This window comes from Tropicimonas aquimaris (assembly GCF_042676185.1).
GTDB lineage: Bacteria > Pseudomonadota > Alphaproteobacteria > Rhodobacterales > Rhodobacteraceae > Tropicimonas > Tropicimonas aquimaris.
This window is the reverse complement of record NZ_JBHTJT010000006.1, coordinates 298,430-310,033: the sequence shown is the minus strand read 5'-3', so window position 1 is coordinate 310,033 and position 11,604 is coordinate 298,430. Positions and strand designations below refer to the sequence as shown.

The 11,604-nt window shown below is 69.4% G+C and carries 11 protein-coding genes; 3 read left to right on the top strand and 8 right to left on the bottom strand.

The annotated features are described in order from the left end of the window. Positions 1-44: 44 nt before the first annotated feature. From lexA to ACFQ2S_RS03265, 7 genes are all read right to left on the bottom strand, one after another. The gene (gene lexA / locus ACFQ2S_RS03295; RefSeq protein WP_386072681.1) at positions 45-746 is read right to left on the bottom strand and encodes a transcriptional repressor LexA; all 702 of its coding nucleotides are present in this window, start codon (positions 744-746) and stop codon (positions 45-47) included. Positions 747-855: 109 nt separating this feature from the next. Continuing rightward, a complete protein-coding gene (locus ACFQ2S_RS03290; RefSeq protein ID WP_386072679.1) occupies positions 856-2,028 on the bottom strand; it encodes a molybdopterin molybdotransferase MoeA in 1,173 nt (390 codons plus the stop codon). Next, positions 2,025-2,501, bottom strand: coding sequence for a cyclic pyranopterin monophosphate synthase MoaC (gene moaC / locus ACFQ2S_RS03285; protein WP_089232868.1), 477 nt, complete (start codon positions 2,499-2,501; stop codon positions 2,025-2,027). Before moaC ends, ACFQ2S_RS03290 begins: the two co-directional genes overlap by 4 nt. Beyond that, positions 2,501-3,325: an indole-3-glycerol phosphate synthase TrpC gene (trpC, locus tag ACFQ2S_RS03280; RefSeq protein WP_386072677.1), complete on the bottom strand. Its 825-nt coding sequence runs from the start codon at positions 3,323-3,325 to the stop codon at positions 2,501-2,503. The genes moaC and trpC overlap by 1 nt, the downstream gene beginning before the upstream one ends. Further along, positions 3,322-3,987: a uracil-DNA glycosylase gene (locus ACFQ2S_RS03275; protein ID WP_386072676.1), complete on the bottom strand. Its 666-nt coding sequence runs from the start codon at positions 3,985-3,987 to the stop codon at positions 3,322-3,324. Before ACFQ2S_RS03275 ends, trpC begins: the two co-directional genes overlap by 4 nt. Then, positions 3,984-5,003, bottom strand: a complete 1,020-nt coding sequence (gene trpD, locus ACFQ2S_RS03270; protein ID WP_386072674.1) for an anthranilate phosphoribosyltransferase — start codon at positions 5,001-5,003, stop codon at positions 3,984-3,986. Before trpD ends, ACFQ2S_RS03275 begins: the two co-directional genes overlap by 4 nt. Next, the gene (locus tag ACFQ2S_RS03265) at positions 5,000-5,581 is read right to left on the bottom strand and encodes an anthranilate synthase component II (protein WP_386072673.1); all 582 of its coding nucleotides are present in this window, start codon (positions 5,579-5,581) and stop codon (positions 5,000-5,002) included. The genes trpD and ACFQ2S_RS03265 overlap by 4 nt, the downstream gene beginning before the upstream one ends. Before the next feature lie 144 nt (positions 5,582-5,725). Here ACFQ2S_RS03265 and ACFQ2S_RS03260 point away from each other — a divergent pair, with 144 nt between their 5' ends. The 3 genes from ACFQ2S_RS03260 (at position 5,726) to ACFQ2S_RS03250 (ending at position 10,514) form a co-directional block, all read left to right on the top strand. Then, positions 5,726-7,900, top strand: coding sequence for a divergent polysaccharide deacetylase family protein (locus ACFQ2S_RS03260; RefSeq protein ID WP_386072671.1), 2,175 nt, complete (start codon positions 5,726-5,728; stop codon positions 7,898-7,900). Between the two features lie 415 nt (positions 7,901-8,315). Then, positions 8,316-9,728: a cardiolipin synthase gene (gene cls / locus ACFQ2S_RS03255; RefSeq protein ID WP_386072669.1), complete on the top strand. Its 1,413-nt coding sequence runs from the start codon at positions 8,316-8,318 to the stop codon at positions 9,726-9,728. Positions 9,729-9,791: 63 nt separating this feature from the next. Beyond that, entirely contained in the window at positions 9,792-10,514 is a 723-nt protein-coding gene (locus ACFQ2S_RS03250; protein WP_386072668.1) for an endonuclease/exonuclease/phosphatase family protein, read from the top strand. On the opposite strand, the gene ACFQ2S_RS03245 is transcribed toward ACFQ2S_RS03250, so the two are convergent. Continuing rightward, a complete protein-coding gene (locus ACFQ2S_RS03245; protein WP_386072666.1) occupies positions 10,511-11,602 on the bottom strand; it encodes an AI-2E family transporter in 1,092 nt (363 codons plus the stop codon). The two genes, ACFQ2S_RS03250 and ACFQ2S_RS03245, sit on opposite strands and share 4 nt — an antisense overlap. Positions 11,603-11,604 lie beyond the last annotated feature (2 nt).

Sequence of the window (11,604 nt, the reverse complement as noted above, 5' to 3'; positions counted from 1 at the left end):
GCCGACGACGGGCGGGAGCCCTCCCGGGCGGCGCTCCCGACGGATCAGTAGGTGCGGATCAGTCCCACCAGACGGCCCTGCACCTTGACCTGGTCGCCCCGCAAAAGGCGCGTCTCGTAAGCCTGGTTCGCGGCCTCCAGGGCGATCATGCCGCCCTTCCGGCGGAAGCGCTTCAGCGTCGCCTCGTGATCCTCGACCAGCGCCACCACGATATCGCCATCGTCCGCCGTGTCCTGCTCGTGGATCACCACCACGTCGCCATCGTTGATTCCGACCTCGATCATCGAATCCCCGCGCACCTCGAGCGCGTAATGCCGGCCCGCGCCGACCATCTGGCCGGGCACCGCCACGGTGTGGCTGACCTCGCTGATCGCCTCGATCGGCACGCCGGCGGCGATCCGGCCCATCACCGGCAGTTCCGTCGCGTGCAGATCCACTGGCATCGAGTTGGCCGGTCGGGGCGGCGCTGTCGGAGCGACCTCCGGGGCGTCGCCCTCGATCACCACGGGCTGGAACCCCTTGGCCTGAAGCGCCTCCGGCAGTCGAACGATCTCGATTGCCCGGGCGCGGTGGGCGAGGCGACGGATGAAGCCCCGCTCCTCCAGCGCCGTGATCAGCCGGTGGATGCCAGATTTCGACCGCAGGTCGAGCGCGTCCTTCATCTCGTCGAAGGAGGGCGGAACCCCGTCGCGCTGCATCCGCTTGTGAATGAACTCCAGCAGGTCGAGTTGCTTCCGTGTCAGCATGGCACCCTTCCGTTGTCTGCCCGCGCGGGCGCATTCGACCGGCCCACGTTTCCCCCATGTTCTGCCAGTGTTCACGTTTTGTGTCAACCGGGCGCATGGGAGCAGGCGATCAGATCGGGAGGATCTCCACCGCCTCGCCGGCCTTGCGCGGCCCGTCGGCCACCGGGCGGACGAGCAGGGCGTTGGCGCGCGACAGGATGCCGAGCAGGGCGCTGTCCTGCCGTTCGAAGGGCGTGACCACGCCATCGGCCAGCACCGCCCGCATGTAATGTTCGCGGGGGCCGTTCGCGTCCACGTCGATCCCAAGCACAGCCGTCTTCCGAGGCGCGGGCGCCCGGCCGAGTCCGAGCATCGCGCGCAGCAGGGGGAGGATGAAAATGTGGCCACAAACCATTGCGGAGACGGGATTTCCTGGCAGTCCGACCATCGCGGAGCCGTTCAGGCGGCCGGCCATCAGCGGTTTGCCCGGGCGCATCGCCACCTTGTAGAAGGCGCGCTCCATGCCGAGGGCCCCGGCGACCGGCGCGACGAGGTCGTGGTCGCCCACCGAGGCGCCGCCGATGGTGACGATCAGGTCCGCGCCGGCGGCCAGTTCGAGCGCGGCGCGCAGGCTGGCCTCGGTGTCGCGGGCAATGGGCAGCATCCGTGCCTCGGCTCCGGCGGCCTCGATCATCGCCTTCAGGCCGAAGGAGTTGGAGGCGATGATCTGGTCGGGCCGCGGATCCTCGCCCGGCATCACCAACTCATCGCCGGTTGCGAGCAGAGCGACGGAGGGCCGGCGGGCCACCACCAGTTCCGGCACGTTCATCGCCGCGGCCAGTGCCACGTCGCCGGGCGACAGGAGGCGTGGCGCCTCGATCCGGTCGCCGGGGCCGAAGTCGCCGCCGGCCGGGCGGATGTTGTCGTTGTGCAGATCGGCCTCGGTGATCGTCATTACCTCGCCGTCGCGGGCGGTGTCCTCCTGGATCACCACAAAATCCGCGCCCTCGGGCAGGGGCGCACCGGTGAAGATCCGAACCGCCTCGCCGGGGCCGACGGTGCCGGTGAACGCCCGTCCCGCCGGGGCCTCGCCGATCACCCGGAACCGGGCGCCCGTCGCGATCTCGGCCCGGCGCAGGGCGTAGCCGTCCATGGCGGAGGCGGCGAAGGGCGGTTGCAGGCGGCGAGCGATCACCGATTCGGCCAGCACCCGGCCAGCGGCGTCTGCGAGCGGCACGCACTCGGTGCCGAGCGGCGTGGCGAGGTCGAAGAGCCGGTCCAGCGCCTCGGAGACGGGGATCATGCGCCCGCCTCGAACCGCCCGGACTTGCCGCCGTCCTTCAGGATCACCCGGATGCCGCCCATCTCCATGCCGCGGTCCACCGCCTTGAGCATGTCGTAGACGGTGAGCGCGGCGGTGGAGACCGCGGTCAGCGCCTCCATCTCGACCCCGGTCTGGCCGGTGGTCTTGACCGTCGCGGCGATGCGCACGCCGGGCAGGGCGGGGTCAGCCTCCAGTTCCACCGCGACCTTGCTGATGGGCAGCGGGTGGCAGAGCGGGATCAGGTCGGCCGTCTTCTTGGCCCCCATGATCCCCGCCAGCCGTGCCACGCCCAGCACGTCGCCCTTCTTGGCGCTGCCCTGCTGCACCAGTGTCAGCGTCTCGGGCAGCATCCGCACCCAGCCCTCCGCCACGGCGACGCGGCTGGTGATCTCCTTGTCCGAGACATCGACCATGTGGGCGCGTCCCTGCGAGTCGAAATGCGTGAGAGCCATCACATGCCTCCGCCGTGCGCGGCCGTGAGCGGGTTGGCGAGCAGCGCGCGCGTGGCGCTCTCGACATCCTCGTTGCGCATCAGGCTTTCGCCGATGAGGAAACAGCGGGCGCCGTACATCGCCAGCTCGGCGAGCTCCTTCGGCCCGTTCAGCCCGCTTTCCGAGACGATCAGGTATTCCTCGGGGACGTGCTTGATGAGCCCGCGGGTGACGTCGAGCGAGGTCTCGAAGGTATTGAGATCCCGGTTGTTGATGCCGATGAGCCTCGACTCGAGATGCAGGGCGCGGTTCAGTTCCTCGGCGTTGTGCACCTCGATCAGAGCGTCCATGCCCCATTCATGGGCCGCGGTTTCCAGCTCGGAGGCCTGCGCGTCGGAGACCGAGGCCATGATGATCAGGATGCAGTCTGCGCCGAGGGCGCGGGCCTCGGCGACCTGGTAGGTGTCGTACATGAAATCCTTGCGCAGCGCCGGCAAGGAGGTCGCGTTGCGGGCGGCGGTCAGGAACTCGTCGGCGCCCTGGAAAGACGGGCCGTCGGTCAGCACGCTCAGGCAGGTTGCGCCGCCGCGCTCATAGGCCTGCGCCAGCGCCGGCGGGTCGAAGTCGGCGCGGATCAACCCCTTGGAGGGGCTGGCTTTCTTGACCTCGGCGATCAGCCCATAGCCCTGCTTGACCGCCTTGCGCAGCGATGCCTGGAAGCCGCGCACCGGGTCCGCGCCGCGCGCCAGCGCCTCGACGTCACTATAGGAGCGGGCTTCCTTGCAGGCGGCGATATGCTCCAGCTTGTACGCCTTGATCTTCTCGAGAATGGTCGGGGTGCTCATGACGTCTCCGGGGTCGTCCAGTTGATGGGAGTATGCCCCTGGGCGCGCAGCCAGTCGTTGGCGCGCGAGAAGGGTCGGGAACCGAAAAATCCGCGATGGGCGGAGAGTGGCGAGGGATGCGCCGTCTCGATCTTGAGGTGCCGCGTGGCGTCGACCGAGGCCGCGGCGGCCTGGGCCGGCTTGCCCCAGAGCAGGAAGGCGCGGGGCCTGTCGGTAAGGCGGGCCAGCACCTGCGCGGTGAGCCTTTGCCAGCCGAGCGCCCTGTGGCCGTTGGCCTCGCCCGCGGGGACGGTCAGCACCGCGTTCAACAGCAACACGCCCTGTCGGGCCCAGAACCGCAGGTCGGCGTTGGGCGGCACGGCGCCGAGGTCGTCCTGCATCTCGCGAAAGATGTTGGACAGCGAGCGCGGCAGCGGCCGCACCTCGGGCTCGGCGGAAAAGGCCAGCCCGTGGGCGTGGCCCGGCGTGGGGTAGGGGTCCTGGCCCAGGATCACCACGCGCACGTCCTCGGGCTGGGTCATCTCCAGCGCGGCGAAGACCCGGTCGGGTGCGGGCAGGAAGGGCCGCTCCTCGGACGTCAGCGCCGCGTCGATGCGGGGCAGGTCGTCTCGGAAGAACGGCAAGCTCGCCCAGGCGCCCGTATGATCCGGGTCGAGCTTCATTCGGCGGCGGAGGTGAGTGCGGCCAGCGCCTGCACCTTGGCGCGCGCCTGTCCGGAATCGATGCTGGTCCGGCCCATCTCGACGCCTTCTTTCAGGTCGGCGGCCACCCCGGCGACCAGCAGCGCGGCGGCGGTGTTCAGCAGCACCGCGTCGCGATAGGCGCCCGGCGCCCCGTCGAGCAGCGCGGCGAAGGCGCGGCCGTTTTCCTCCGGCGTGCCGCCGAGGATCGCCTCGAACGGATGGACCGGAAGGCCGGCGTCCTCGGGCGAGACCTCGAACTCGGTCACCGTGCCGTCCTTCAGCGCGGCCACCTGCGAGGGGCCGGCGATGGAGAGCTCGTCCGTGCCGTCGGAGCCGTGCACCAGCCATGCGGAGACGCTGCCGAGCGCGCCGAGGGTCTCGACCATCGGGCGCAGAAGGGCGGGAGAATAGGCGCCGGTCAGCTGGCGCTTCACGCCCGCGGGGTTGGTAAGCGGGCCGAGGATGTTGAAGATCGTGCGGGTGCCGAGCTCGGTGCGGGTCGGCATGACGTGGCGCATCGCCGGGTGGTGCATCGGCGCCATCATGAAGCAGATGCCGGCCTTGGCCAGTGCCCGCTCGGCGACCTTCGGTCCGACCATCACGTTGATGCCCATCTGGGTCAGCGCATCGGCGGAGCCGGATTTCGACGACAGGTTGCGGTTGCCGTGCTTGGCCACCGGCACGCCCGCGCCGGCCACGACAAAGGCGGTGGCGGTGGAGATGTTGAGCGTGCCCTTGCCGTCGCCGCCGGTGCCGACGATGTCCATCGCCCCGTCCGGCGCTGCCACGGCGTGGCATTTGGCGCGCATGACGCTGGCGGCGGCGGCGATCTCCTCGACCGTCTCGCCGCGGGTGCGCAGCGCCATCAGGAAGCCGCCGATCTGGCTCGGCGTCGCCTCACCCTCGAACAGCGCGTCAAAGGCGGCCTCCGCCTCGGCGCGGGTCAGGGGGCGGTCGGCGGCAAGGCCGATCAGGGGTTTGATCGCGTCGCTCATGCCGGCACCTTCATGCGGTCGAGGAAGTTCCGGAGCATCAGGTGGCCGTGCTCGGACCGGATGCTCTCGGGGTGGAACTGCACGCCCTCGATGGGCAGCGTCTTGTGGCGAAGGCCCATGATCGTGCCGTCCTCGAGCCAGGCGGACACCTCGAGGCAATCGGGCAGGCTCTCGCGCTCGACCACCAGCGAATGGTAGCGCGTGGCCTGGAACGGCCCCTCGATGCCCGCGAAAAGGCCCTTTCCGTCGTGGTGGATGAGGCCCATCTTGCCGTGAACGATCTCGTGGCAGCGGACGACCTTGCCGCCGAATGCCTCGCCGATCGTCTGATGCCCGAGGCAGACCCCCAGAAGCGGCGTCCCCGTCTCGGCGGCGGCGGCGGTCAGCGCCAGGCAGATGCCGGCCTGGGCGGGGTCGCACGGTCCGGGCGAGAGCAGGAACGCGTCCGGGTGCAGGGCCATCGCCTGTTGCACATCCAGCGCATCGTTCCGGCGCACTTCAACTTCGGCCCCCAACTCGCCAAGATAATGGACGAGGTTGTAGGTAAAACTGTCGTAATTGTCGATCAGAAGCAGCATTCCGGGGTGTCCGAGCAATTGGGGGTGAACCGGTCTCAGTGTCGGGCTATACATGCTCAGAGGCACTCGCCGGGGTCAAGGTCAAGGCCTCGGTCGGGGAATGCCCGAGGCGAGAGCGCAACGATAAGCAAGTGGGGATAAGGCATGGGTCGCGGTATCCTGTCGGGTCTGATCTGGGGCAGCATCATTTCGGTCTTTGTGCTCAGCGCCGTGTCGCTGCTTGCACCCTTGCCGCAGCGCCCGGGCGAAGCGGGCGAGGACCTCGCTGCGGTGGAGCCGGAGCCGGAGGCGGAGGAAACCGCGCCGGAGCCTGACGACCTGCCGGAGGCGAGCACGCCACCTGAAGCCGACGCCACCGACACCCCTGAGCCTGACACGGAAACGGCCGATACATCCGAGCCCGAACGCCCCGCGCCGGCCACGCAGCAGACCATTGGCGAGGCCGTCTCGGTGCCCGCGGGCTCCGAATTCCGCCGCCCTCCGCCCGAGACGGAAGCCGCGCTGCCGGTCGCCGACCCGACGTCGCCGGTGGCCGGCGCCCCTGCGGTGCCGCCGAGCGTGACGCAGGAGGGCGGGCTGGACCTGCCTTCGACCGAGGGCGCCGTGCGTCCCGACACGCCGGGTATGTCCGTCACCGCGCCGGTTGCACCCGTGATCGACGAAATCGCCCCCGAGGTGACCGCCGACGCCTCTGGAGGAACGGTGTCCCGGCCGGAGGGTGAGTCGCTGAGCCCGGTCTCCGGACCGAACGCAGATAGCTCCCTGCAACTCGACGGTGGCGGCCTCCCGCCGGCGGTCACGCCGCAGCCGGTCCCGACCGACACGCTCGAGGTCACCGAAGCGCCCACCGAGTCGTTGGCCGCCAGCGACGCCGCGCCCGCCGAATCCATTGCCGCCACGGACGCCGCGCCGGTGCCGGCGGAAGGCGGCGCGGCGGTGGTTGAAGGAACCGCGCCGCCGGAGATCGGCGATGTGGCAGAGAGGCCCGCCGTAGAAGCGGCGGAGACCACGGCGCCCGCCGTGGAAGCGGCGCAGGCAGCGACGCCCGCGACGGAGGCCGAAACTCCGCCGGCCGTATCTGCGGCGCTGACCTCGGAAGAAAGCGACGCGGCCAGCCCCATCGCGCCGGTCGATCCGCCAGCGGCCACGCCGCCCGTGAACGGCGATGCCGCGTCGGAGGCAGAGGTCGTGACTGCCAGCCCGGGCACGCGCGTCGAGGAGTCCGAGCCGGCCCCGACGGCGGACGGCGAGCAGATCGCGATGGCCGAGCCTCAGACCGAGCTGCCAGGCCCTGTCGCGCCGGAGCGGGTGGCCGAGGAGCCGCAGTCCGGCACGGCTGTGCCCGCCGATGGCACCGATCCGCTTCCGGCCGCACCGGCGGATGCCTTGCCTGAAGGCGGCGACGAGCCGGACCGGCCGGAGCGCATGGAGATCCGCCGCGCCGATCCCGGCGAGGCCGCGCCCGAGGTGGGGGATGAGGCGCCCACAGTGCCGGGCGTCCGGGTCCTGCCGCTGACCGACCGGTCCCGAGGGTCCTCTCGGCTGCCGCAGATCGGGCGTGAACCGGAGGGCGATGAGGTGGCTGTCGCCGTCGAGCCGGAGGCCGAGGTCGATCCTCTGCCCGGCGAAGCGGAGCGGCCGGGGCTCGGTGCCCTGAGCCGCCACGCGGTGCCCTTCTCCAACCCCGAGGGCAAACCGCTGTTCTCGGTGATCCTGATCGACGACGGGTCGCGGACGCTGGACCGGCAGGTTCTCAGCACGTTCAACTTCCCGGTCACCTTCGCCATCGACCCGGCGCTGCCGGACGCGGCGGAGGCGGCGGAGTTCTATCGTTCAGCCGGTTTCGAAGTGGTTGCGCTGGCCACCGGTCTCACCCCGAACGCCACCGCTCGGGATCTCGAAGTGGCGCTAGAAGCCAATCTGGCCGCCGTGCCGGAGGCCGTGGCGATCATGGATCCCGCCGCGGACGGGATCGGCGGCCGCAGGGCGCTGGTGGAGCACGCGGTAGAGATCGCCGCGGGCGACGGGCTGGGAATGATCGGCTGGGACCGCGGGCTCGGCGCGGTGCGCGCGGCGTCGGCGCGGGCCGGCCATCCGGCGGCGCTGATCTTCCGCAGTCTCGATGAGCAGGGCGAGCGCAGCAGTGTGATCCAGCGCTATCTCGACCGCGCGGCCTTCAAAGCGGCTCAGGACGGAGCCGTCGTCATGGCCGGCCATGCCCAACCGGAAACGGTGGAGGCCCTCTTCAGATGGGCGCAGGACGACAAGGCGCGGGACGTGGCGCTGGCGCCGGTTTCGGCGGTGCTGAGAGGCCAGTAGAAAGCCGGTTCCGGCCACGTTCTTCCCGGGGGGTAGCGGCTGTCAGGCGGGGTCTGCCGGCACGTCGACTCAGGCGCGGGTCGGTTCCTGTTACGGGTCGGAAAGGGTAACGCGCCGCGTCCGGCTGGATTACCGGGCGCGACGCCGATGGTCCACGGTGCGGCTGCCGCATGGGCGGCTTTTCCCACGTATTTACCAAAGCCTGTCCGGACGCGGTGCTGGCAGACCGGGCGGCGCTGGCTCTGGAGGACGCGCGCGCTGCCGCTCAAGCCCGGAGCCTGATTTCCCCCTTCAGACTGCCTGGGGAGGACCTGCACGGAACCTTTGCCACTGCCAAGCATTACTTGCATCGCAGGGGGCGCTGCGTTCAGTATCGCCGAAGAGCCGGAGCCGACGTTGGAAAGGGAGGTCTGACATGTGGGTCACGATCTACGCCGTCGCCTATCTGGCTCTGGAGGTCGCGGCCGTCTATTTCGCCCACCGCGCGGTGACCAAGGCGCGCACGCCGCAGGGGTCGCTGGCCTGGGTGATGTTCCTAATTACGCTCCCCTGGCTGGCGGTGCCGGCCTTCCTGTTCTTCGGTCACTTCCGATTCAGCGGCTATGTCATCTCGCGGCGCGATTCCTCTGCCGTGATCGCCGGCATCGACGCGCTGGCCGAGCTGAACCGGGCAAAGGGAGACGGTGGCCCCTATGGATTCCGCGCCTTCGAGAGGATCGCCGAAATGCCGGTGGTCTCGGGCAATTCGGTGGAGCCGCTGATCGACGGGCAGCAGACCTTCTACGCGATCTTCGCCGCGATGGAGGAGGCGAAGAGCTATATCCTGGCGCAGTTTTACATCATCCACGACGACGAGCAGGGCCAGGCCTTTGCCGAGCGGCTCAAGGGCGCGGCGGCGCGCGGCGTGACGGTGAAGCTGCTTTACGATTCCGTCGGCTGCTCGAAACTGCCCAATGCCTACCTCGAGGATCTCCGCGCCGCCGGGATCGACGTGGTCAACGCCCACGCCAGCGGCGGGCCGCGCCACCGTTTCCAGATCAACTTCCGCAACCACCGCAAGACGGTGGTGGTGGACGGGCAGGTCGGGTTCATCGGCGGGCTGAACGTGGGCGACGAATACATGGGGCGGGATCCGACTTTCGGCCCCTGGCGCGACACGCATTGCCGGCTGCGCGGGCCTGTCGTCTCGGAGCTGCAGCTGGTCTTTGCCGAGGACTGGCACTGGGCCACACGGACGCTCCTGCTCGATTTCCTCGAGTGGCGGGCCGAGCGGGTGACAAACGGCATGGACGCGTTGGTCGTGCCCACCGGGCCGGGCGACCAGCTGGAGACGGGGAGCCTTTATTTCTGTGCCTGCATCACCCGCGCGACCACGCGGGTCTGGATTGCTTCGCCCTATTTCGTTCCGGATGTGGACATCCTGACCGCGCTCAAGCTGGCGGCGCTTCGCGGGGTCGACGTGCGCATCCTGGTGCCCTCGGCGATCGACCACCGGATGCCCTGGCTCGCGGCCTTCGCCTATTTCGACGAGATCCGGGACGCCGGGGTGCAGGTCTGGCGCTATACCGAGGGGTTCATGCACCAGAAAGTCGTGCTGGTGGACGACAACCTTGCCTCCATCGGCACCACCAACATGGACAACCGTTCCTGCCGGCTGAATTTCGAGGCAACCGTCGTGGTCTTCGACGCCCGCGCGGCGGCGGAGGTGGCGGCAATGCTGGAAGCGGATTTCACGCGTGCCTATCTACTGGAGAAGAGCCTGAGCGAGCAGCCCTGGCCGCGGCGCATCGGCGCGCCCTTCGCCAGGCTGATGGCGCCGGTTCTCTAGCGGCTGCCGTTGCATGCAAGACAGGCGGGGCCGGGCCGGCAGGGGAAACGGGAGCGAAGCCAGATGCGGCTGCGACTAGCCAGCTACAACATCCAGAAGGCCGTCGGCGTCGATCTGCGCCGCGACCCGATGCGGATTCTGGAGATCGTGAATGAACTGGACGCCGATGTGGTCGCGCTTCAGGAGGTGGACAAGCGCCTTGGCGAGCGGCCTTCGGTGCTCTGCCGCACCTACATCGATACCGAGACGGATTACGAGATCGCGCCGCTGGCCCAGAACGAGGTCAGCCTCGGTTGGCACGGCAATGCGGTTCTGGTCCGCAAGGGGCTCAGCATCGCGCATGTGGAGCGTGTGGACCTGCCGGGGCTGGAGCCGCGCGGGGCGGTGCGGGTCGATGTAGAAGGCGAGGACGGTATGCTATCCGTCGTGGGCGCCCATCTCGGGCTGGTGCGCTACCACCGGCGGCTGCAGTTGCAGACCATTCGCGAGCATCTGGGCGACATGCCCGGCCGGGCGGTGGTGATGGGCGACTTCAACGAGTGGTCGACGGATCGCGGACTGGAACCGCTAGAGCGCGATTTCCAGCTGGTCTGCCCCGGCAATTCCTTTCACGCAGCACGGCCTGTCGCCGGGCTCGACCGGTTTGCGCTCGGCCGCGATGTCGGGCTGCGGGATGCCGGCGTTGAGGAGGGGCAGCAGGCGAGCTGGGCCTCCGATCACCTTCCCATCTGGAGCGACATCGAACTCGCTCCATACACTGCGCCGGAGATCCAGGACGGGCGCTAGAGCGTTTTGCCGTCGGATTGCTCCGGCGCGGCGGAGATGGGGTCGGAGGCCTGGTTGATCCAGTGGACGAGTAGCCGGTGGAACACGGCCAGGATGACCGGCCCGACGAAGATGCCCACAACGCCATAGGCCATCAGCCCGCCCAGCACACCGACGAGGATCACCAACATCGGCGTGTCGAGCCCGCGCCCCATGAAGATCGGTTTCAGAATGTTGTCGATGATGGTCACCGGGGCCAGCAGCACCGTGAAGAGCACGGCTTGCGACGTGTCCATCGCGGTCCAGGCCCAGATGATCGTCGGCAGCAGGACCGGGCCGGCGCCGATCTGGATCACCGCGAGCAGAAGGCAGGCCAGCGCCAGCGGTCCTGCGGCGGCGAGGCCGAAGGCGCCCATGATGATGCCGGCCATCAGGGCCTGGATCACCGCGACCCCGATCACCCCGCGAGAGACGTTGCGGACCGTGGCCCCTGCCATGTCGAGCAGCTCCGGCCCGCTAGTCTCGAAGATCCGGTCGGCGAAGGTCCGTGTGCCGGCGGCAAAGCCCGGCCCGACGACCAGCAACGCGCCCATGATCAGAACCGACAGGGCCATCATCAGCAGCCCGATCCCGAGCCCAGCCAGTTCGCCGAGCACCCGCCCGCTTGCCCGCAGGATCTGCGGCACGAACCGGCCAAGCGTGTCGGCGAGGTTGGCGTGGGAGGCCGTCCAGACCTCGTGCAACTTGGGTCCGACGAGCGCCCAGTCCCGGATGCTTTCGGGGGGCGGCGGGATATGGAAGGTACCGGCATCGACGCTCTCGGCAACGGCGTTGGCGGCTTCAAAGATGCCGGCGGCCAGCAGTGCGACCGGCCCGGCCACCAGCATCAACCCGAGGATCGTGAGAAGCGCAGCCGAAATCCGGACCCGGCCCCCGAGTAGGCGCGAGAGCCACCGGTGCAGCGGGTAGACCGCGACCGCGAGGATCACCGCCCAGAGCATCAGCCCGATGAGCGGCGCGACAAGCATGACCGCGCCGTAGACGAAGATGGCGATGAAGCCGATGCGGATCGCCAGGTCGATGATCTGGCGCTCGGAGAAGGGTGTCATGC